The sequence below is a fragment of the Pantoea sp. C8B4 genome (assembly GCF_051336905.1).
Classification (GTDB): Bacteria; Pseudomonadota; Gammaproteobacteria; order Enterobacterales; family Enterobacteriaceae; genus Pantoea; species Pantoea rwandensis_B.
In genome coordinates this window covers 57,616-80,132 of sequence record NZ_JBGMNK010000017.1, presented here as the reverse complement: position 1 = coordinate 80,132, position 22,517 = coordinate 57,616, and the positions used below count along the sequence as shown (strand labels likewise).

The following is a 22,517-nucleotide window of genomic DNA, read 5'->3' as shown; positions in this document are numbered from 1 at the left end:
GGGTGGAGCCTAACTCAACGTTGCGTCCGATGCTTGATAACGTTGCAAAGCAAGCGATTATCGGTTGGGTGGACGGCAGGCTCCGTTTGGTGCGTCATTCGAATTTTATGAGCTCAACCGCAGTGCGGGGCAATCATAGACAGGAGAATGAGCAACGCTGTGAGTATAGCAACTATCGTGCCAGAAATGAAATAGCATTGATTATCAGAGTAATGCGAGGTGTGACGCACTATTTTATGAAAAAGCGGACCGGCTGGTCTGATGAAAGTGTCGCTGATCAGCAACGAGTTAAAGGATGAAAAGTTGAGTCAATATAAATCAATAAGTTAAGTGTCACCATTTGGCGACAGCTCACTATCGTGTTTGTCGCCAATTTCCGACAGTTTTGCAAGCCAGCCAAAGTCAGTCATGGCGTAATAGAGTGAGTGAGGCCTGACGGACAAAAGAAAGGCCGCCTTGCGGCGGCCTCAGATGCTGCTGGCTAAATTAGCCCAGCTGCTTGCGTGCGTTGCGGAAGATACGCATCCACGGGCTGTCTTCGCCCCACTCTGCTGGGTGCCAGGAGTTGCTCACGGTGCGGAACACGCGCTCTGGGTGCGGCATCATAATAGTGACGCGACCGCTTTCGTTGGTTACCGCAGTGATACCGTTCGGCGAGCCGTTCGGGTTGGCTGGGTAATTTTCGGTCACTTTACCGAAGTTGTCCACGAAGCGCAGCGCCACCAGACCTTTGCTTTCCAGCTGGGCCAGATGTGCACCGTCACGCACTTCCACGAAACCTTCACCGTGCGACACGGCAATTGGCATATGAGAACCGGCCATGCCGTCCAGCAGCAACGATGGACTCGCAGCCACTTCGACCAGGCTGAAACGTGCTTCAAACCGCTCTGACTGGTTACGTACAAAGCGTGGCCACAGTTCGCTGCCCGGAATCAGCTCACGCAGATTCGACATCATCTGGCAGCCGTTACATACGCCCAGCGCCAGCGTCTGTGGACGGTGGAAGAAGTTTTCGAACTCATCACGCACACGGCCGTTGAACAGAATCGATTTCGCCCAACCTTCACCTGCACCCAATACGTCACCGTAAGAGAAGCCACCGCACGCGACCAGCGCCTGGAACTCTTCCAGGCCACGGCGGCCCGCCAGCAGATCGCTCATGTGCACATCGACTGCGGTGAAACCAGCACGGTGGAAGGCAGCCGCCATCTCAACGTGGGAGTTCACGCCCTGCTCACGCAGCACGGCAACACGAGGACGCGCGCCTGTGGCGATCATCGGCGCCGCAACATCTTCTTCTGGCTTAAAGGTCAGATGGACGTTCAGGCCAGGATCGTTGTCGTCTTTCTTCGCTTCGTGCTCTTGATCGGCACAGGCAGGGTTGTCACGCAGACGCTGCATCTGCCAGGTGGTTTCTGCCCACCAGGTACGCAGCGTGGTACGGCTTTCGCTGTACACCGCGCTGTCGCCAGAACGGATGACAAAGCGATCGCCCGGCAGTGCCTGACCAATCACATGCACATTGCTGCTCAGACCATGGTCGGCAAACACTTTCTCAACGGCTGCACGATCAGCGGCATTAATCTGGATCACTGCACCCAACTCTTCGGTGAACAGTGCTGCCAGCGCATCGTTACCCAGCGCGGCGATATCGGCTTCGATACCGCAGTGACCGGTGAAGGCCATTTCAGCCAGTGTGACCAGAAGGCCGCCATCAGAACGGTCATGGTAAGCCAGCAGCTTCTGCTCGGCCACCAGCGCCTGAATGGCGTTGAAGAAGCCTGCCAGCTGCGATGCATCACGCACGTCGGCTGGCTTATCGCCTAACTGACGGTAAACCTGTGACAGTGCGGTAGCCCCCAGGGTGTTTGCGCCGTTGCCCAGATCAATCAGCATCAGCAGGTTATCCTGGTCAGCTTGCAGTTGAGGCGTTACGGTGCGGCGCACGTCTTCTACACGCGCAAAGGCGGTGATCACCAGCGACAGCGGCGAGGTCATATCACGCTCTTCGGTACCCTGCTGCCAGCGGGTTTTCATCGACATCGAGTCTTTGCCCACTGGAATCGTGATGCCCAGCGCCGGACACAGTTCTTCACCGACCGCTTTCACTGCCGCATATAAACCGGCATCTTCACCCGGGTGACCCGCTGCCGCCATCCAGTTCGCAGACAGCTTCACACGCTGCAGTGAACCAATCGCGGTGGCCGCCAGGTTGGTCAGCGCTTCACCGACCGCTAAACGGCCAGATGCAGCGAAGTCCAGCAAGGCTACTGGAGCGCGTTCGCCCAGTGAGAAGGCTTCGCCGTGATAGCTATCCAGGCTGGCGGTGGTCACTGCACAGTTCGCGACCGGGATCTGCCATGGGCCGACCATTTGGTCACGCGCCACCATGCCGGTTACCGAGCGGTCACCGATGGTAATCAGGAAGGTTTTCTCTGCCACAGTTGGCAGATGCAGTACGCGATTAACGGCGTCCGCCACGGTAATGCCGTCACGTACCAGCGCATCGCCTTTGGCCTGCTGAGTGGCAACATCACGCGTCATCTTCGGCGTTTTGCCCAGCAGCACGTCCAACGGCATGTCGATAGGGTTGTTATCGAAGTGGCTATCCGCCAGGTTCAGGTGCAGCTCTTCGGTGGCTTCACCGATCACCGCATATGGCGCACGCTCACGCTTACACAGCTCGTCAAACAACGCCAGCTGAGCCGGTGCCACCGCCAGCACATAACGTTCCTGGGATTCGTTACACCACACTTCCAGCGGGCTCATGCCTGGCTCATCGTTGAGAATGTCGCGCAGGTTGAAGTTACCACCACGGCCGCCATCGCTCACCAGCTCTGGCATGGCGTTCGACAGACCGCCTGCACCCACATCGTGGATGAACAGAATCGGGTTAGCTTCGCCCAGCTGCCAGCAACGGTCGATCACTTCCTGGCAGCGACGCTCCATTTCTGGGTTGTCGCGCTGGACCGATGCAAAATCCAGATCCGCATCAGACTGACCAGACGCCATTGAAGAGGCTGCTCCGCCGCCGAGGCCAATGTTCATCGCAGGCCCGCCGAGCACGATCAGTTTCGCACCAACGACGATCTCACCCTTCTGCACGTGGTCAGCTCGGATGTTACCAATACCGCCCGCCAGCATGATTGGCTTATGGTAGCCACGCAGTTCTGAGCCATTATGGCTGTTCACGCGCTCTTCATAAGTACGGAAGTAACCGTTCAGTGCAGGACGGCCAAATTCGTTGTTGAACGCTGCGCCGCCCAGTGGGCCTTCAGTCATGATATCCAGCGCGGTAACAATACGCTCCGGCTTACCAAAATCCTCTTCCCACGGCTGTTCAAAACCAGGAATACGCAGGTTAGAGACGGAGAAACCGACCAGGCCCGCTTTTGGCTTCGCGCCACGTCCCGTTGCGCCTTCATCACGGATTTCACCGCCGGAACCGGTCGCAGCACCTGGCCACGGCGAAATCGCGGTGGGGTGGTTATGGGTTTCCACCTTCATCAGGATATGCGCCTCTTCCTGATGGAAGGTGTATTCGCCCTTCTGCGCATCGGCGTAGAAGCGGCCCACTTTTGAACCTTCCATCACTGCGGCGTTGTCTTTATAAGCAGACAGCACGTGCTCAGGATTATGCTCAAAAGTGTTTTTGATCATTTTAAACAGCGACTTCGGCTGTTTTTCACCGTCGATAATCCAGTCGGCGTTGAAGATTTTATGACGGCAGTGCTCGGAGTTTGCCTGGGCAAACATATAGAGCTCGATGTCGTTCGGATTACGGCCCAGTTTGGTGAAGGCATTCAGCAAATAGTCGATTTCGTCATCGGCCAGCGCCAGGCCCAGCGTGGTGTTGGCCTGTTCCAGTGCAAAGCGACCGGCACCCAGCACATCAACGCTTTTCAGCGGCTGTGGTTCATGATGCGCGAACAGCTGCTGTGCTTCATTCAGGTCACCGAACACGGTCTCCATCATGCGGTCATGTAGCAGGCTAGCCAGCTGTTGCCATTGCGCTTCCGTCAGCTGCGGTGCCTGCACATAGAAGGCCATGCCGCGTTCGAGGCGGATAACCTGGGGCAGATCGCAGTTGTGCGCGATATCGGTGGCTTTTGATGACCACGGAGAAATGGTGCCGGGACGCGGCGTCACCAGTAACAGACGCCCTTGTGGCGCGTGCTCGGCGAGAGAGGGACCGTATTTCAGCAGACGTTGCAGGCGGGCATGTTCATCCGCACTGAGCGGTGCACTGACATCGGCAAAATGGACGTACTCGGCGTAAATATCACTCACTGGCAGGTGAGCGTCCTGAAAGCGGGTCAGCAGTTTGTTTACACGAAATGCCGACAGAGCGGGCGAACCACGCAGAATTTCCATCATCAAAGATCTCTCGTCTTCGAAGCGCCGGGCGACGCTTCATTGGGCGCAACAGGGGAAAACGGGCGGTATTATAGAGAAACAGCACGGGTTACGAAACCGTTTGCGCATAAAATCTGGCACTCAGCATTTGGCTGAATTTTGCACAATTCTTGCTATATAAGTTGCCCTGCTGCGCTTTGTTGCGCAAAATGCCCATCGCTCTGGGAGTGAAAACAACATAAATACTGCCTTTTAAAAGACAGAGGCCTGTGAGCCATTACGAGACAACTATTTGAAACGCCTGAAAATAAACTATCTGTTGATCGGTCTGATCACCGTGCTGCTTGCGCTGGCACTGTGGCCTTCCATCCCCTGGTACGGGGGCGGAAAAGACGCGTTATCGCAGATTAAATCACGTGGAGTGCTGCGCATCAGTACCGTCAACTCCCCGCTGACTTACTACACCATCAATAATGCACCAGCCGGTATGGATTACGAGCTGGCGAAACGCTTCGCCGATTATCTTGGCGTCAAACTCGAGGTTACGGTGCGTCCGAACCTCGGCGATCTGTTTGACGATCTGGATGATGGTAAGGCGGATTTGCTCGCAGCTGGGCTGATCTACAACGGTGAACGCCTTGCCCACTATCAAAGTGGACCGAGCTACTACTCTGTTTCGCAGCAGTTGGTGTACCGCATTGATAAGCCACGGCCGAAGACGCTCGGCGATTTGAAAGGCCGCCTGATTGTGCAGTCCGGTTCGGCATATCTGTCAACTTTACGTTCCGCCAAAGCTGACAGCTATCCCGATCTCGATTGGGCGATTTCTACCGATCAGGGACAGAAAGCGTTGCTGGAAGCCGTCGCCGACGGCAAGCTGGATTACACGGTGGGCGATTCGGTCACCATCGGCTTATTGCAGCGCATCCATCCGCAGCTGGCCGTAGCATTCGACATCACCGATGAAGAACCGGTCACCTGGTATCTGCCACGTAATGATGATGACAGCCTGAATGCGGCAATGCTCGACTTCTATAGCCAGATGGGCGAAGAAGGCACCATGGCGCGCCTCGAAGAGAAGTATCTCGGTCACGTTGGCACTTTTGATTACGTGGATACCCGCACCTTCCTGCGCGCGATTGATAACACGTTACCGGATATCAAACCGTTGTTTGAGAAATACGCGGCGAGCATGGACTGGCGTCTGCTGGCAGCCATCTCTTATCAGGAGTCGCACTGGAATCCGCAGGCGACCTCGCCGACCGGCGTGCGCGGCATGATGATGTTGACGCGTAACACCGCTGACAGCCTCGACGTCAACGATCGCCTTGATCCTGAGCAGAGCATCCGTGGCGGCAGCGAATACCTGCAACGTATGATGGAGAAGGTGCCGGACACCATTCCTGATGATGAGCGCATCTGGTTTGCATTGGCGGCGTATAACATGGGCTATGCGCACATGCTGGATGCCCGCAAGCTGACGGCCAAACAAGGTGGTAATCCTGATAGCTGGGCCGATGTCAAACAGCGTCTGCCGATGCTGAGCCAGAAGCGTTATTACGCGCAAACCTCCTACGGCTACGCGCGCGGCCATGAAGCTTACAACTATGTAGAGAACATCCGTAAGTATCAGATCAGTCTGGTGGGATATCTGCAGGAGCAGGAGAAGCGCATCGCTCAGCAATCGGCGCTGGAAGCCGAACTGGGCGCCGGTTACCCGGCGGTCGAACCTAAGATTGCGATGAACTAACCTTCGCGCTGCGCCTGCCGCAGCGCTTTCTTTTGCTCGCGGCGCATGCGGAAGAAGTCACTCAACATTCCGGCACATTCGTCCGCCAGTACACCGCAATCAATCTGAATCTGATGATTCATGCCTGGATGACCAATCACGTCCATGAGCGAGCCCGCTGCGCCCGTTTTTTCATCCTTTGCGCCATAGACGAGCCGCGTAATGCGGCTGTGCACCATCGCACCGGCGCACATCACGCAGGGTTCCAGTGTCACATACAACGTGGTGTCGAGCAGGCGATAGTTTTCGAGAATTTTACCGCCCTGGCGCAGCGCCATGATCTCGGCATGCGCGGTCGGATCGCACTGACCAATCGGCCGATTCCAGCCTTCACCGATCACTTTGTCGCCCTGCACTAATACCGCGCCCACCGGCACTTCGCCCTGTTCCCACGCGCGACGCGCCAGCTCCAGCGCATGGCGCATCCAATATTCATCAGTTTGTGGGTTCACCGGGCAGCTCCTGCGGGTTTAAAGGCGGCGCATTATAGACGGAATCGCCACATGATTCACTCCAGCTGTTGCAGCTCACCGCGTGATGTTACCCGCCAGCGATGCTGGCAGAAGAACAGCAGCGGGTTATCCTGTTTACTGTCGCTGTAACCGCTGTAGAGTTGCAATGGTGTACCAATCTTCTCTTCGAGTTGAGCAACCTTCTCATGCCCGAGGCAACGCATGGCCAATACGCGCCCCCCTAAACCGGGTTGCATCTGGCTGGCAATCAGTTGAACGCGCGGCAGAAAGGCCGAATCGAAATAGACCTGCTCCACCAGTGATTGTGGCGAACCGGTGATCAGCCACACATCTGCATCATCGCTGCTGAGATAATCCGTCAGACGTTGTTGCACCACCGGAAAAGCGGTGACGCGCTGGCGGAACCATGTCGCGAACGCGGCCTCACGCTGACGCAGGCGCGGCTCACTGTGGCCGAAGGTAATGGCCCACAGCAGCAAACTCATTGGCCAGCGTGCAGCGCGCCCTTTAAACAGCATTCCCAGACCAATCACCGGCAACAGCGGCACCACCAGCAACAGGTTGATCGGCTGACGTCGCAGCAGATAACGCATAAAGGTGCCAAACATGTCCTGCTGATGCAGCGTGCCATCGAGATCGAAAAACACCACGCGGCGTTGCGTACCCTTTGTCAAACTCCACTCCTTATCTTTCCTTTCTACGGCTTGCCCTACAGTGTAGCCAGCTTCAACGGCGGGGGCGAAAGCAGTCATTTTTAATTCCAATGACCACAATGCCAGCTGAATAGTTTATTCTTTGTGTCGGCGTGCTGTCATTAAAACCTGGCGGTGCGAAAAGAGACTAAGCTCAAGCGGGATTAGATGGATTAAGGATCGAACATGAGTTCATTGCTGCGAATTCGCCAGCTCTACCCTCGACTGGCGCTAAATGAGCGTCGGCTGGCGGATTTTTTGCTGTCGCAGCCGGATCGGGCACGGCATCTGAGTTCACAAAAACTGGCTGAGGAATCGGGCGTCAGCCAGTCGAGCGTGGTGAAATTTGCCCAAAAATTGGGCTATAAGGGATTTCCTGCGCTGAAACTGGCACTGAGTGAGTCGCTGGCGGATCGCGACGCCATCACCGTGCACAATCATATTCTCAGCGACGATCCCCTCAAAGTGGTCGGCGAAAAATTACTGACTGAGAAGATCTCCGCTATCCGCGCCACGCTGGATATCAACAGTGAAGAGAAGCTGCTGCAAACCCTGCAATTGCTGAAAAACGCCAACCGCATTTTGTTAGTGGGCATCGGTGCGTCGGGGTTAGTGGCGAAAGATTTCTCATGGAAGCTGATGAAGATTGGCATCAACGCGGTCGCTGAGCAGGATATGCATGCTTTACTGGCGAGCGTGCAGGCGATGGCACCGGGGGATGTGCTGCTGGCGATTTCCTATACTGGCGAGCGGCGTGAAATTAACCTTGCGGCGCAGGAAGCCGCGCAACTGGGGGTCGACGTGCTGGCGTTTACCGGCTTTACCCCCAACTCACTGCAACAGTGCGCTTCCATATGCTTGTACACCGTTGCCGAGGAGCAAAGTACGCGCAGTGCCGCAATCTCATCCACCAGTGCACAATTGGCGTTGACCGACCTGCTGTTTATGGCGTTGGTACAAAACGATCCAGAACGCGCTTCAAGCCACATACGGCACAGCGAAGAACTGGTAAAGAAATTGGTGTAATGCGAAAAAGGCCGTTATCCGGCCTTTTATTGGCTGATTCTTAACACACAGAATGTGTCACGCGGCGTTTTCCTGATGCCTGGCTGACTTACAGCGAATTCTGCTTCAGTGAGCTTAATTCCCGCTTTGTTTGATCCAGCACAATAAACCCTGCGCCTGCAGAAGCCGATTTTATGATAAGGTGCGCGCCTTCTTTCTCAGGCTAACGGCGATCATGGCTTTACTCATTACGGCGAAATGCATCAATTGCGATATGTGCGAACCTGAATGCCCGAACCAGGCTATCAGCTTAGGTGAGATGATCTATGAGATTGATGTCGACCGCTGCACCGAGTGCGTAGGCCATTATGATGTGCCGACCTGCCAAAGCGTCTGCCCGATTGATAACACCATCATTTCTGACCCACAGCACCCGGAAACCCGTGAGGCGCTGTGGGAGAAATTTGTCGTGTTGCACCCTTAGTCTTCGATGATCACCGTTGCGCAGGCGTAGTGGCGCTCATCGGCCAGGGTAACATGCACATGTTTCACGCCCAACTGGCTGGCAATCACTTTTGCCTGTTCGAAAAAGCGTAAGCCCGGTTTGCCAAGCGCGTCGTTGTACACTTCGAATTGATTAAAGGCCAGGCCACCGCGAATCCCGGTACCAAAGGCTTTGGCCGCCGCTTCTTTCACCGCAAAACGTTTGGCAAGAAAACGCACCGGTTGCTGGTGCGCCTGATACTGTTGCCACTCGGCTTCGCTTAAGACGCGACGCGCCAGACGATCGCCGGATCGCTCAATCACACCGGCAATACGTTCAATTTCAACGATGTCACTGCCGAGTCCAAGAATCGCCATTAGCGACGCGCTTCCCGCATCAGCTGCTTCATCTCTGACACCGCATCCGCCAGGCCACTGAACAGCGCACGGCCAATGATAGCGTGACCAATGTTAAGCTCGTGCATCTCCGGCAGTTCAGCGATCGGTTGCACATTGTGATACGTCAGACCGTGACCGGCATTGACCTTCAAGCCCAGGCTGGCTGCAAACGTGGCCGCTTTGCGAATACGAGACAGCTCGGCTTCACGCCCCAGCCCTTCCGGTGCTTCCGCGTAGGCACCGGTGTGGATCTCAATGTAAGGTGCGCCGCTGGCAACGGCCGCTTCAATCTGTCGATGATCGGCATCGATAAACAGCGACACCAGGATACCCGCTTCGCTCAGCAGGCGAACCGCTGCGTTGATTTTGTCCTGCTGACCCGCCACATCTAATCCGCCTTCAGTGGTCACTTCCTGGCGTTTTTCTGGCACCAGACACACGAAGTGCGGCTTGATGTCGCAGGCAATGTCGATCATCTCATCGGTCACCGCCATTTCCAGATTCATGCGCGTCTGGATGGTGTCGCGCAGAATACGCACATCGCGATCGGTGATATGACGACGATCTTCACGCAGGTGCACAGTGATGCCATCTGCGCCCGCCTGTTCAGAAACAAACGCAGCCTGGACTGGATCGGGATAATTCGTGCCACGTGCGTTACGTACGGTGGCGATGTGGTCAATGTTGACCCCTAACAGCAACTCAGCCATGACAATCCTTAAATAGGTTCAGTGTGTTTGCAGTGTACCGTGCTGAGCATATCAGGCGGTACGACCAGCGCTAGTCGTTTGCCACATCGGGCTTCTTTTTTGGCACAAACTGGCGAAACAGTTCCTGGCTCTTTAACGGTTTACCGCCCAGATAAGGCTTAAGCGCCATACGCGTAAAGCGCTTGGCAGCTCGCAGGCTGTCAGCATCGGGAAAATCGCGTTCCCACAGCGCACGCAACTGGCGGCCGGTAAAACTGCGCTGGTTGACGACCAGGCTGGCGATAAAGCCCTTCTCTTCTCGGTAGCTGTACGTCATGCCGTCATCGATCTCTTCACCACTGCCCGCACAGTGCAGGAAATCCACGCCGTAACCCAGATGCCCCAGCAGCGCCAGTTCAAAGCGACGCAGCGCCGGTTCAGGCGTGCCGCTGCCTGCGGCCAGCATCTGGATGCAATGGAGATAATCAAAGAAAAGATCGGAGAAAGGAATTTCCTGCTCAAGCACGCGGGACAGCAGTTCGTTAACGTACAGCCCGCAATAGAGCGTGATGCCACTGAGCGGTAATGCCAGCGACACCGCTTCGGCGCTGCGCAGCGTTTTAACTTCGCCACGCCCTCCCCAACGCACCAGCAGAGGCGTGAAGGGTTGGAGTGCACCTTTGAGTTGGGAACGGCGCGAGCGTGCGCCTTTGGCGAGGACGCGGACTCGCCCTTCGCTTTCGCTGAACAGATCGAGCAGGAGGCTGGTTTCGCTGTAAGGGCGACTATGCAGCACAAAGGCGCGTTGCCAGCCTTCCATCAATTATTCGTCTGTATAGCCCAGGCTGCGCAGTGCACGTTCGTCATCCGCCCAACCCGATTTCACTTTAACCCACAGTTCGAGATGTACTTTAGCTTCAAACATCTCTTCCATGTCTTTACGCGCTTCAATACCGATGGTTTTAATCTTGGCGCCTTTGTTGCCAATCACCATCTTCTTCTGCCCTTCGCGCTCGACGAGGATCAGACCGTTGATGTCATAACCACCACGATCGTTAGAGACGAATTGTTCGATTTCCACGGTCACTGAGTAAGGCAGTTCGGCGCCGAGGAAGCGCATCAGTTTTTCACGGATGATCTCAGACGCCATAAAGCGCTGTGAGCGATCGGTGATGTAATCTTCCGGGAAGTGATGGTCAGATTTCGGCAGGCATTTACGCGCGATAGCGGCAATCGCATCGACGTTTTTACCGCTTTCCGCCGAGATCGGCACGATCTCAAGGAAGTTCATCTGCTGGCTCAGGAACTGCAGGTGCGGCAGCAGAATGGTTTTATCCTGAATATTGTCGACCTTGTTAACGGCCAGCACCACCGGCACTTTGCCGTCGCGTAGCTTGTTCAAGACCATTTCATCGTCCGGCGTCCAGCGGGTGCCTTCAACAACAAAAATCACCAGCTCCACATCACCAATTGAGCTGCTGGCAGCACGGTTCATCAGGCGGTTAATCGCCCGCTTCTCTTCCATGTGCAGCCCTGGGGTATCCACGTAGATCGCCTGATAAGCGCCTTCGGTGTGAATGCCCATGATGCGGTGACGCGTGGTTTGCGGTTTACGCGAGGTGATCGACACTTTCTGCCCCAGTAACTGGTTCAGTAAGGTGGATTTGCCAACGTTAGGTCGGCCAACAATCGCGATAAAGCCGCTGTGTGTTTCGATTTCGCTCATTCGAGTCCTGACTTGGGCAGCGTCGCTGTCGACGCTGCGATATGACTATGTATTTTATTCGAGACCAAGCTTAATTAATGCCTGTTCAGCGGCAGCTTGCTCTGCTTTACGGCGGCTGGAACCTACACCCACCACCGGGTCTGCCATGCCACTCACCTGACAGTGAATGGTGAATTCCTGATCGTGGGCTTCGCCACGCACCTGCACCACCAGATAAGAAGGCAGCGGCAGGTGACGCCCTTGCAGAAACTCCTGCAGACGCGTTTTTGGATCTTTTTGCTTATCACCCGGGCTGATCTCATCAAGGCGATTTTGGTACCAATCGAGAATCAGTTTCTCAACGGTTTGAATGTTGCTGTCGAGGAAGATACCGCCAATCAGCGCTTCAACCGTATCAGCAAGAATCGATTCGCGACGGAAACCGCCACTCTTCAACTCGCCCGGACCAAGACGTAAACATTCGCCGAGTTCAAACTCACGCGCCATCTCTGCCAGGGTATTGCCCCGCACCAGCGTAGCGCGCATGCGGCTCATGTCACCTTCATCCACGCGTGGGAAGCGATGATAAAGCGCATTGGCAATCACATAGCTGAGAATGGAATCGCCAAGAAACTCAAGACGTTCATTGTGCTTACTGCTGGCACTGCGGTGAGTCAATGCTTGCTGCAGTAGTTCCGGATGAGTAAAAGTGTAGCCCAGTTTGCGCTGCAGCTTGTTAATAAGGATGGGGTTCATGCGATTCCAGTTATTCTGTGCGTCTGTAACTCTGCATACGAAACAGGGCTGAGCTTCCAACACGTTCTGTTTCGTGTGCAGTGGCCCCCCGAAAGAGGCCAACCGTGTTGCCCACCGCAGTGGGCATAATGCTTAGTGGATTCCGCCGATGCGACTTAAGCGCACGCCCGTTGGCCACTGTCCTTCTTGTTTCTCAAAGCTCATCCAGATAGCCACCGCTTTACCGACCAGATTCTTCTCAGGCACAAAGCCCCAGTAGCGGCTGTCGGCGCTGTTATCGCGGTTATCACCCATCATGAAATATTGCCCTTCCGGCACGATCCACGTGGATTGCGGCTGACCCGGCTGCTGATAATACATGCTTGCCTGGCTCTGCGCTTCGTTTACTAACAGGATATCGTGCGTCACCGTGCCCAGCGTCTCTTTACGTGTTCCCAGACGCAGGCCGCCCTTCATGGTTTCGCCCTGTGGTGCTTCAAAGAAGCCGTTGCCGGTTTCATTGCCATCAAAGCCGCTGAAGGTTTGAATGAAGCGGCTTGGCTCCACGTTGGTATAGGTGATCGGCAACGCGGTATCGCATTTGCCTGTGCCACAACCCGGGTTAACCGTCAGCGTTTTGCTGTAAGGATCAAACACCACTTTGTCGCCCGGCAGACCGATCACACGTTTAATGTAATCGACGCTCGGATCTTTCGGGTATTTAAACACCGCCACATCACCGCGCTGCGGATGACCCGTTGGGATCAGCGTGGTTTGAGTAATCGGATCTTTGATGCCGTAAGCAAACTTCTCCACCAGAATAAAATCACCAATCAGCAACGTCGGCATCATGGAACCTGATGGGATCTGGAACGGCTCAAAAATAAACGAGCGAACGATCAGTACCACCGCCAGCACCGGGAACACCGATGCCGCCGTTTCTACCCAGCCTGGCTGAGCCGCCACTTTGGCCAGCGTTTTGCCGTCCAATGTGTTGCCCGCCTGCGCTTGTGCAGCTGCCTGCTTAGCACGACGCGCCGGAGCCCATTTAAAGCGATCGATACACCAGATAACACCCGTTATTAGCGTGGCGATCACCAGAATCAGGGCGAACATATTAGCCATTAAAGTTCCTTATTTGCTGTCTTTACCGACATGCAGAATGGCAAGGAATGCTTCCTGCGGCAGCTCAACGTTGCCGACCTGCTTCATTCGCTTCTTACCGTCTTTCTGCTTCTGCAACAGTTTCTTCTTACGGCTCACGTCACCGCCATAGCATTTCGCCAGGACGTTTTTACGCAGCTGCTTGACCGTTGAGCGAGCGATAATGTGGTTGCCGATTGCCGCCTGAATCGCAATATCGAACTGCTGACGTGGGATCAGATCTTTCATCTTCTCCACGAGGTCGCGGCCACGATACTGAGAGTTATCACGGTGGGTAATCAGCGCCAGCGCATCTACACGTTCTGAGTTAATCATCACGTCGACACGCACCATGTCAGAGGCCTGGAAACGTTTAAAGTTATAGTCCAGCGATGCATAGCCGCGAGACGTTGATTTCAGACGGTCGAAGAAGTCGAGTACCACTTCTGCCATTGGGATTTCATAGGTCAGCGCAACCTGTTTACCGTGGTAAACCATGTTGGTCTGCACACCGCGTTTCTCAATACACAGGGTGATCACGTTGCCGAGGAACTCCTGCGGCAGCAGCATGTGACACTCGGCGATCGGTTCGCGCAGTTCTTCAATATTGTTCAGTGGCGGCAGCTTGGATGGGCTATCGACATAGACAGTTTGACCATCGGTCGTCAGCACTTCATAGACAACCGTCGGCGCAGTGGTGATCAGGTCGAGATCGTATTCACGCTCCAGACGTTCCTGAATGATCTCCATGTGCAGCAGGCCAAGGAAGCCGATGCGGAAGCCAAAGCCCAGCGCTGTTGAACTCTCGGGTTCGTAGAACAGTGAGGCATCGTTCAGGCTCAATTTGCCCAGCGCATCTCGGAATGCTTCATAGTCATCAGAGCTGATCGGGAACAGACCGGCATAAACCTGTGGCTTCACTTTTTTAAAGCCTGGCAACACTTTGTCAGCAGGATTTCGCTGCAGCGTTAAGGTATCGCCTACTGGCGCGCCGAGGATGTCTTTGATTGCACACACCAGCCAGCCCACTTCACCGCAATTGAGTTCATTACGGTCAACCTGTTTCGGTGTAAAGATACCTAAGCGATCAGCGTTATAGGTCTGACCGGTGCTCATCACCTTCACTTTGTCGCCTTTGCGCAGCGTACCGTTCTTGATACGAATCAGCGACACAACGCCCAGGTAGTTATCGAACCATGAGTCGATGATCAGCGCCTGCAGTGGGCCTTCCGGATCACCTTCCGGTGGTGGAATATCACGCACCAGACGCTCAAGCACATCCGGAACGCCAACGCCGGTTTTCGCCGAGCAGCGCACGGCATCAGCCGCATCAATACCAACGATATCTTCAATCTCTTCCGCCACGCGCTCAGGATCGGCCGCAGGCAAGTCGATTTTGTTCAGAACCGGTACCACTTCCAGATCCATTTCCATTGCGGTGTAGCAGTTCGCCAGCGTCTGTGCTTCAACGCCCTGACCTGCATCGACCACCAGCAATGCCCCTTCACAAGCCGCTAACGAGCGGGAAACTTCATAGGAGAAGTCAACGTGGCCGGGAGTATCGATAAAATTGAGCTGGTAAGTTTCACCGTTCAGCGCTTTGTAATCGAGCGTTACGCTTTGCGCTTTGATGGTAATGCCGCGCTCGCGCTCCAGATCCATAGAATCCAGAACCTGCGCCGCCATCTCACGATCGCTGAGGCCACCACAAATCTGAATCAAGCGGTCAGAGAGCGTTGATTTGCCGTGGTCGATGTGTGCGATGATGGAGAAATTTCGTATGTGCTTCATTTATATGAATATCTTCACGTAAAAAATCAGTGGAAAACTTGAGCACAGACACATTCAGGAAAGTGAGCTTTACCCGGAATCCTGTCAGCCTCATTAATGACGACGCATATTACACTGTTAACGCCGCGCGTTAAAGAATGGAACTGTGGGGAATCGCAACAGATTTCAGCGGGTAAGCCTAAATGAAAAAGCCGCGCATTGCGCGGCCCTGGCAGGGATCAACCTTCATTTTCTACGCGTATGGCATCGGGCGGTAACGCAACGCTGAGGATGATCGGCTGAAAGGCTTCCCGATGACCGAACACGCTGGAAACACCTTTAGCCACAATAAAGCCACCAATGCCGCCTAACAGCGCACCGCAGGCCGCCGCCAGATCGCTGTGGAACAGCATCTGAAACAGACCTGCGACTAAAAACAGGCCAAACAGCGGCGTCATGTAAACCAGCAGCGCTGAACCCAGCAGACTGCTTTCACGGATACCCAATTCAATGCGCTGTCCGGGCTGTAAAGGCTCCGGGCTGGCAATGGTCATGATATGAGCATTTTTCGGCCCAAGTTGATTGAGCGCGTGGCTGCCGCAGCCTTTGCGGGCTGAACAGCTGTTACAGGAGGTTTTCGCTTCCGAGTGCAGCGTGGCAATGCCTTTTTCCCACGCCACCACGGTGGCCCATTCTCTCATCATTTTTGTGCACCTGAATCTATGCTGTCCGCGATACGTTTGGCCGTTGCAGGCGGTAATTCGCCCACCACGGTGATTTCACGATTATCGCGCACTTCTGTCTGCACCGTACGACGCCCAGTGCGCAATGACTGCGGCACACTGCTTTTATCGGCAGGCGTAATGTTGATAGCAAAGCTGAATAAGCCATCGCTGTACAGACGAGATTCTACGGTTTTATTCATGGCTGGCATATCGCGGCGACTCTGCGAAATCAGTGTCATACCCGCAGGCAACCAGCCTGGCTGCCAGCTGAGCTGCACTTTATCGCCCGCCGGTAATGACAGCGTTGGCGGCAGATTGGCTTTTTCCAGCCCCTGCATCAGATTACGCACGCCTTCATCCACCGCAAAGCTGATGACACGGAACTGCTCCAGCGTTTCACCATCGCGATCCAGCAAATCAATACGTAGCGGCAATTTAGTATCAACATCCAGCCACACGACATAGCTGTAACGCGTGCCATCACGCGACACGATGCGCACCACTTCGCACATTTGATCGGCCATACGCGAACGTCCTACCGGAATAAAATCGTAGGCATCACCAAGGCGGGAGAAATCAGCAAACATCAATGCAGGCAGCGCATCAATAATGTGATTGCCCGGTAGCGAGAAGGGATCAAGCCCTGGCTCAAAGTAGCTGATGTCATTGCCACGCTGAATCACTTCACGACGCGGCCCATCCATCTGCAACAGTTGGGCAAAGATACGATTATCGATAACTGCATGACGATAGCGCAGAGATTCAATGCCAAGACGAGAGACATTGATGTAGGCGAATTCGTAGTTGAGGTTCTGGCTTGCCTGCTCCATCTGCTGTAACAACGCCCCGGAAGCAGATGTCTGCGCCGGGGCGGTGGAGGACCAAAGCAGGCTGCCTGCCAGCAGGCTAACGGCACACCAAAGTTGCTTCATTACTGCTGTTGAGTTCCTAACGACTGATTTCCGGGAACGTTAGCTTGCGCCTGCTGTGGATCATTCTTTTCATCGAACTGGACCTGATCAGCATGCAGACGGCGTTGCAGTTCATAGTCCTGCAGCATGGCATTCACACGACGACGCTGTTCCTGCACCTGCTGGTTAGAGCTATTGGTGTCAAACGCGTCAGAAGGGACGCCAAGACTGACAGGAGAAGCTTTACCCATCATCGGCAGCGTATTAAACGCTGGAGAATCTGAGGTTTCCGTTGCACTGCTGCCAGGCTGAGTATTGTAGTGCTGAACACCCACAATCACTGCCAGCGAGACACAGGCAGCCACACCAATCTGCGCCAGTTGTGCAGTCCAGGTGCCGCCACGGCGCCAAAACGGCATTTTCTCCCAGCGTGATGGCTCAGGCTGCGCTTCAGGAATCAGCGGAGTCACTTTGCGCAATGGCTCATTTTCAATGGCCGCTGCAACGCGTGCGGAGATATCAAAATGCAGCACTTCACCGACATCACCTCGTAAGGTGTCGCGGATTAGATGGTAGCTCTCCCAGCTTTTTTGAAGATCTGCATCCTTCGACAACGACGCCAACAGCTCGTTATCGAGAGTTTCACCATCCATTAAAGCGGAAAGTTTTTCTTTCTGCATGCTTTGGTACCCTTCCAGTAGCCGTTATCACTGACGTTGGATAAGCGGTTGAACTTTATTATCAATGGCCTCTCGGGCACGGAAGATACGCGAACGAACGGTACCCACCGGGCAATCCATGATGGCGGCAATCTCTTCGTAACTTAAACCATCCAACTCCCTGAGGGTGATGGCCATACGCAGATCTTCGGGAAGCGCCTCAATGGTCCGAAAAACAATTTGTTTCAGTTCCTCTGACAACATTAAGTTCTCAGGGTTCGAAATTTCTTTTAATGCACCCGCACTTTCGAAATTTTCTGCATCGATAGCATCCACATCGCTGGATGGCGGACGACGCCCCTGAGCCACTAAATAGTTCTTTGCTGTATTCACCGCAATGCGGTACAGCCATGTATAAAAGGCGCTATCGCCACGGAAAGATTCCAGTGCGCGATACGCTTTAATAAAGGATTCCTGAACCACATCAGGCACATCGCCTGATGGGACATAACGTGAAACCAGGCTCGCCACTTTATGCTGGTATCGAATAACCAGTAAATTAAATGACTTTTGATCTCCCTTCTGAACCCGCTCAACGAGAACCTGATCCGTTAACTGCTCGCTCATCCGAGGTAATGTCTCCCCAAATCTCTTTTTATGCGTAAGTGAACTGCCAGCACATCTCATTGTTCTGAGCAAGCATGCGCTTAGAGTCATATGTTGGCCTGAAGTTCACCACGACCAGATATTTTCCGTATCGGAACCACGACATCATTGTTGTTGATTGTCTTTCAGTGTAGCGACTTGCTACGCCGTTGGCGTCATTTACGGCACCGATAATCGCTGGGAGAGTACCCTATGACGCCCTAATTTTCACCTTTATTACCTGAATTTTCAGAGTGTTTGGTATAAAAAACACGATGTGCTTATTTTCGGACATAACTTACTGAAATCGCGTGATTATGTCGCCGCTCTGGATAATTTTGCCGCGTAATTTGTTCAAAATACTTCACAGGACCGGCTTCCAGGCTTATGCTCGGGAAACCTTTTGTTTAGTAAATTAAACACCATGACGTCGAATCCTGATTACCAATGTGATGTGTTAATTGTGGGTAGCGGTGCTGCAGGCCTGTCTCTGGCGCTGCGACTGGCACCCTATTACCAGGTGACCGTGTTAAGCAAAGCACAGGTGAACGAAGGTTCGACGCTGTATGCCCAGGGCGGTATCGCCGCGGTGTTTGATGAAACAGACAGCATTGAATCTCACGTCGAAGACACCTTGATTGCCGGTGCTGGCTTATGTGAACGTGAGACCGTTAGTTTTATTGCCAGCAATGCGCGCCATTGCGTGCAGTGGTTGATCGATAATGGCGTGGCCTTCGACAAGGAACCGCAAGGTGACGGCGAAGCGCGATACCATCTGACACGCGAAGGTGGGCACAGCCATCGTCGAATTCTGCACAGCGCCGATGCCACTGGTCGCGCGGTTGAAACCACGCTGGTGAGCCAGGCGCTGAGCCATCCCAACATCCGCATTATTGAACGCACTAACGCCGTTGATTTAATTCTTTCCGACAAATTAGGGCTGCCCGGTAAGCGCCGGGTGGTGGGCGCGTGGATCTGGAACCGCAATCGCGAACAGGTGGAAACCTGTCGTGCTCGTGCGGTGGTACTGGCCACTGGCGGTGCAGCAAAAGTGTATCAGTACACCACCAACCCGGATGTAGCCTCTGGTGATGGTATTGCGATGGCATGGCGTGCTGGCTGCCGTGTCGCCAATCTGGAATTCAATCAGTTCCACCCCACCTGTTTATTCCATCCTCAGGCACAGAACTTTTTGCTCACGGAAGCGTTGCGCGGCGAAGGCGCATGGTTGCTGCGCCCGGATGGCACCCGTTTTATGCCTGATTTTGACGAGCGTGCCGAACTGGCCCCGCGCGATATCGTGGCGCGCGCTATCGATCATGAAATGAAGCGTTTGGGTGTCGATTGCATGTATCTGGATATTAGCCACCAGCCAGAGAGTTTTGTCCGCGCGCACTTCCCGATGATCTACGAGAAATTGCTGACCTTCGGACTGGATCTGACCAAACAGCCCATTCCAATTGTTCCTGCCGCGCACTACACCTGCGGCGGCGTGATGGTGGATCAGCAGGGCCGTACCGATGTCGATGGGCTATATGCCATTGGCGAGGTGAGCTATACCGGCCTGCACGGTGCCAATCGTATGGCATCGAATTCTTTGCTGGAGTGTCTGGTGTATGGCTGGTCTGCGGCGGAGGACATGATTCGCCGCTTGCCGGATGTTGCCGCCGTCGAGCAACTGCCGGCCTGGGATGAAAGCCGGGTCGATGACGCGGACGAACGCGTCGTTATTCAGCACAACTGGCATGAACTGCGCCTGTTCATGTGGGATTACATGGGAATTGTGCGCACCACCAAAAGGCTTGAGCGCGCACTGCGCAGAATTAATTTACTGCAGCAGGAAATAGATGAGTACTACGCGCATTTCCGTCTATCCAACAACCTGCTGGAGTTACGCAACCTGGTGCAGGTGGCGGAGTTGATGGTGCGCTGTGCGCTGGAACGCAAAGAGAGCCGTGGCCTGCACTATACGCCTGATTATCCCGATCAACTCTCTGAGGCTTTACCGACTCAGCTCCAGCCAGAGCATTATCGGAACAGATAAAAATCACTCACCAGACTCAGCCAGTCAGCCGAGTAGCTTTTATCTTCATCACGAATGGCGAGACGCTCCAGCAACGTTTCGCCTGCTGTTGGCGAGAAACCTAACACCAGACGATTCGGCGGACGTTGTGCATAAGCCGCCACATCGTAGCGATACCGCAGATGCCAGCCTTCGGCCAGCGCCAGCTGAATGAGATTCTCTCCTGCATCCTCGGGCAGCACCACGCAAAAGAGACCTTCTTCTTCAATTAACTGAGCAGCACAGCGTAATAATGTGGGATGGTCCAGCGTGGTGGTACTGCGCGCGTTATCACGCTCTGCGCTGGCTGACGCGGTTCCCGGCGAAAAAAAAGGCGGATTGCTGACAATCAGGGAATAACGTTTTTCCGCTTGCTCGCTCCAGCTGACGATGTTTTGTTGATGCACGGTAATGCGATCGGCCCAGGGAGAAGCCTGCACATTTTCTTCAGCCTGGTTGGCCGCACTGGCATCCAACTCGACCGCATCCAGCATCACCTGCTGTGGCGTACGCTGTGCCAGCATCAGCGCAATCAATCCGCTGCCGCAGCCAATATCCAGAATTCGCCGCGCGCCGGCCACCGGCGCCCAGGCACCCAGTAACACGCCATCAGTGCCAACTTTCATCGCACAGCGGTCATGCGCCACGAAAAATTGCTTAAAGGTAAAACCATCTTTTCTTAACATTGCCCGCGTCTGCGGCTGGTCCTGAGACATACTTCACTACCGTTGAATTATCTACTGCGGGAAGTGTAACGTGGTCGTGAGGGGAATTCACCTTCACCTGCTGCACACAAACAGATGAAGATTATGTCTGTTCTGTCTATAATCAGCGCCCCAAACTGAGGTAGACCATGACCGTAACCACATTCTCCGAACTCGAACTTGACGAAAGCCTGCTGCAAGCGCTGCAGGAAAAAGGCTTCACGCGCCCCACTGCCATTCAGGCTGAGACCATTCCTGCCGCGCTGGAAGGCCGTGACGTTCTGGGTTCGGCGCCAACCGGAACGGGGAAAACCGCTGCTTTTCTGCTGCCCGCTTTACAGCATCTGCTCGACTTCCCACGCAAAAAATCGGGCCCGCCACGTATTCTGATCCTCACGCCAACCCGCGAACTGGCGATGCAGGTTGCCGATCACGCACGTGAGTTGGCTAAACACACGCACCTGGATATCGCCACCATCACCGGTGGTGTGGCTTATATGAACCACGCCGAAGTATTCAGCGAAAACCAGGACATCGTGGTGGCCACCACCGGTCGCTTGTTGCAGTACATCAAAGAAGAAAACTTTGACTGCCGCGCAGTTGAAACACTGATTCTGGATGAAGCCGACCGCATGGTCGACATGGGCTTCGCGCAGGATATTGAAACCATTGCAGCGGAAACCCGCTGGCGCAAACAGACGCTGCTGTTCTCCGCCACGCTGGAAGGCGAAAATATCAAAGACTTCGCCGAGCGCCTGCTGAACGATCCGGTATCAATCGAAGCAGATCCCAGCAAAAGCGAACGTAAAAAGATTCAACAATGGTTTTATCGTGCTGACAACCTTGAGCACAAAACCAAGCTGTTGGTGCATCTGTTAAAACAGCCTGAAGCCAAGCGCGTAGTTGTGTTTGTGCGTAAACGCGAACGTCTGCATGAACTGGTGACCTGGCTGCACGAAGCCGGTATTCGTACCAGCTATCTTGAAGGTGAGATGGTGCAGGTAAACCGCAATGAAGCGATTAAGCGTATCAACGAAAATCGCGTCAACGTGATGATTGCGACCGATGTTGCGGCACGCGGAATCGACATTGATGACGTCACTCACGTCATCAACTATGACCTGCCACTCACTGCCGATATCTACTTGCACCGCATTGGTCGTACGGCGCGTGCTGGACGTAAAGGCACGGCGATTTCGTTGGTTGAGGCACATGACCATGTGCTGCTGGGTAAAATTACCCGTTATATCAACGAGCCGATTAAAGCGCGCATCATCGAAGAGTTGCGTCCGGAATCGCGTGCACCGAGTGCTAAAGTCACGGGTAAACCGTCGAAAAAAGCCCTTGCGAAGCGTAAAGAGCGCAAAGAGAAAGAAGCTGAAAAACCGCGTGTTAAGCAACGTCATCGCGACACCAAAAATGTCGGTAAACGTCGTAAGGCGAGCGGCAGCAGCACACCAGAGAGCGGTGCAGAATAAATCAGCACGCACTCAATAAAGCGCCTCTGATGAGGCGTTTTTTTTATCTTTAGCCTGCCAAAATAGCGCTTCGGTTATATTTTTCCTGCCAATC

At 54.3% G+C, this 22,517-nt stretch carries 20 protein-coding genes; 5 read left to right on the top strand and 15 right to left on the bottom strand.

The features are described 5' to 3' along the window. Positions 1 to 486: 486 nt before the first annotated feature. A complete protein-coding gene (gene purL / locus ACCW76_RS18040; protein WP_436339549.1) occupies positions 487 to 4,377 on the bottom strand; it encodes a phosphoribosylformylglycinamidine synthase in 3,891 nt (1,296 codons plus the stop codon). Between the two features lie 271 nt (positions 4,378 to 4,648). Here purL and mltF point away from each other — a divergent pair, with 271 nt between their 5' ends. Beyond that, a complete protein-coding gene (mltF, locus tag ACCW76_RS18035) occupies positions 4,649 to 6,106 on the top strand; it encodes a membrane-bound lytic murein transglycosylase MltF (RefSeq protein ID WP_038645371.1) in 1,458 nt (485 codons plus the stop codon). On the opposite strand, the gene tadA is transcribed toward mltF, so the two are convergent. Both tadA and yfhb read right to left on the bottom strand, forming a co-directional pair. After that, complete coding sequence (tadA, locus tag ACCW76_RS18030) at positions 6,103 to 6,597, bottom strand: tRNA adenosine(34) deaminase TadA (protein WP_072017009.1); 495 nt, start codon at positions 6,595 to 6,597, stop codon at positions 6,103 to 6,105. The genes mltF and tadA overlap by 4 nt on opposite strands. 56 nt (positions 6,598 to 6,653) lie before the next feature. After that, positions 6,654 to 7,292, bottom strand: coding sequence for a phosphatidylglycerophosphatase C (gene yfhb / locus ACCW76_RS18025; protein WP_436339559.1), 639 nt, complete (start codon positions 7,290 to 7,292; stop codon positions 6,654 to 6,656). A gap of 204 nt (positions 7,293 to 7,496) precedes the next feature. Between yfhb and ACCW76_RS18020 the strand changes: the two genes are divergently transcribed. Then, positions 7,497 to 8,336, top strand: a complete 840-nt coding sequence (locus ACCW76_RS18020) for a MurR/RpiR family transcriptional regulator (protein WP_034825629.1) — start codon at positions 7,497 to 7,499, stop codon at positions 8,334 to 8,336. A gap of 214 nt (positions 8,337 to 8,550) precedes the next feature. Then, positions 8,551 to 8,799: a YfhL family 4Fe-4S dicluster ferredoxin gene (locus ACCW76_RS18015; protein ID WP_034825627.1), complete on the top strand. Its 249-nt coding sequence runs from the start codon at positions 8,551 to 8,553 to the stop codon at positions 8,797 to 8,799. On the opposite strand, the gene acpS is transcribed toward ACCW76_RS18015, so the two are convergent. The 11 genes from acpS to rpoE form a co-directional block, all read right to left on the bottom strand. Further along, on the bottom strand, positions 8,796 to 9,176 hold the full coding sequence (gene acpS, locus ACCW76_RS18010) for a holo-ACP synthase (RefSeq protein ID WP_034825626.1): 381 nt from the start codon (positions 9,174 to 9,176) through the stop codon (positions 8,796 to 8,798). The two genes, ACCW76_RS18015 and acpS, sit on opposite strands and share 4 nt — an antisense overlap. Next, a complete protein-coding gene (pdxJ, locus tag ACCW76_RS18005) occupies positions 9,176 to 9,907 on the bottom strand; it encodes a pyridoxine 5'-phosphate synthase (protein WP_436339546.1) in 732 nt (243 codons plus the stop codon). Before pdxJ ends, acpS begins: the two co-directional genes overlap by 1 nt. 70 nt (positions 9,908 to 9,977) lie before the next feature. Next, positions 9,978 to 10,706, bottom strand: coding sequence for a DNA repair protein RecO (recO, locus tag ACCW76_RS18000; RefSeq protein ID WP_436339544.1), 729 nt, complete (start codon positions 10,704 to 10,706; stop codon positions 9,978 to 9,980). Positions 10,707 to 10,709: 3 nt separating this feature from the next. Next, positions 10,710 to 11,612, bottom strand: coding sequence for a GTPase Era (gene era / locus ACCW76_RS17995; RefSeq protein WP_034825620.1), 903 nt, complete (start codon positions 11,610 to 11,612; stop codon positions 10,710 to 10,712). A gap of 54 nt (positions 11,613 to 11,666) precedes the next feature. Beyond that, positions 11,667 to 12,347, bottom strand: a complete 681-nt coding sequence (gene rnc / locus ACCW76_RS17990; RefSeq protein ID WP_038645358.1) for a ribonuclease III — start codon at positions 12,345 to 12,347, stop codon at positions 11,667 to 11,669. 132 nt (positions 12,348 to 12,479) lie between these two features. Next, a complete protein-coding gene (gene lepB / locus ACCW76_RS17985; RefSeq protein ID WP_034825616.1) occupies positions 12,480 to 13,451 on the bottom strand; it encodes a signal peptidase I in 972 nt (323 codons plus the stop codon). Positions 13,452 to 13,460: 9 nt separating this feature from the next. Continuing rightward, a complete protein-coding gene (gene lepA / locus ACCW76_RS17980; protein ID WP_038645354.1) occupies positions 13,461 to 15,260 on the bottom strand; it encodes a translation elongation factor 4 in 1,800 nt (599 codons plus the stop codon). 218 nt (positions 15,261 to 15,478) lie between these two features. Further along, on the bottom strand, positions 15,479 to 15,943 hold the full coding sequence (rseC, locus tag ACCW76_RS17975) for a SoxR-reducing system protein RseC (RefSeq protein WP_436339541.1): 465 nt from the start codon (positions 15,941 to 15,943) through the stop codon (positions 15,479 to 15,481). Further along, on the bottom strand, positions 15,940 to 16,896 hold the full coding sequence (gene rseB, locus ACCW76_RS17970; RefSeq protein WP_034825608.1) for a sigma-E factor regulatory protein RseB: 957 nt from the start codon (positions 16,894 to 16,896) through the stop codon (positions 15,940 to 15,942). The genes rseC and rseB overlap by 4 nt, the downstream gene beginning before the upstream one ends. Then, positions 16,896 to 17,555 (bottom strand): anti-sigma-E factor RseA, encoded by a 660-nt coding sequence (rseA, locus tag ACCW76_RS17965; protein WP_034825605.1) that lies wholly within the window; start codon positions 17,553 to 17,555, stop codon positions 16,896 to 16,898. The genes rseB and rseA overlap by 1 nt, the downstream gene beginning before the upstream one ends. A gap of 27 nt (positions 17,556 to 17,582) precedes the next feature. Continuing rightward, positions 17,583 to 18,161, bottom strand: coding sequence for an RNA polymerase sigma factor RpoE (gene rpoE, locus ACCW76_RS17960; RefSeq protein WP_038645348.1), 579 nt, complete (start codon positions 18,159 to 18,161; stop codon positions 17,583 to 17,585). Positions 18,162 to 18,603: 442 nt separating this feature from the next. Between rpoE and nadB the strand changes: the two genes are divergently transcribed. Next, entirely contained in the window at positions 18,604 to 20,223 is a 1,620-nt protein-coding gene (gene nadB / locus ACCW76_RS17955; protein ID WP_436339558.1) for an L-aspartate oxidase, read from the top strand. On the opposite strand, the gene trmN is transcribed toward nadB, so the two are convergent. Next, a complete protein-coding gene (trmN, locus tag ACCW76_RS17950; protein ID WP_038645345.1) occupies positions 20,208 to 20,957 on the bottom strand; it encodes a tRNA(1)(Val) (adenine(37)-N(6))-methyltransferase TrmN in 750 nt (249 codons plus the stop codon). The genes nadB and trmN overlap by 16 nt on opposite strands. A gap of 137 nt (positions 20,958 to 21,094) precedes the next feature. Between trmN and srmB the strand changes: the two genes are divergently transcribed. Further along, a complete protein-coding gene (gene srmB / locus ACCW76_RS17945) occupies positions 21,095 to 22,423 on the top strand; it encodes an ATP-dependent RNA helicase SrmB (RefSeq protein ID WP_034825597.1) in 1,329 nt (442 codons plus the stop codon). Positions 22,424 to 22,517: the final 94 nt, after the last annotated feature.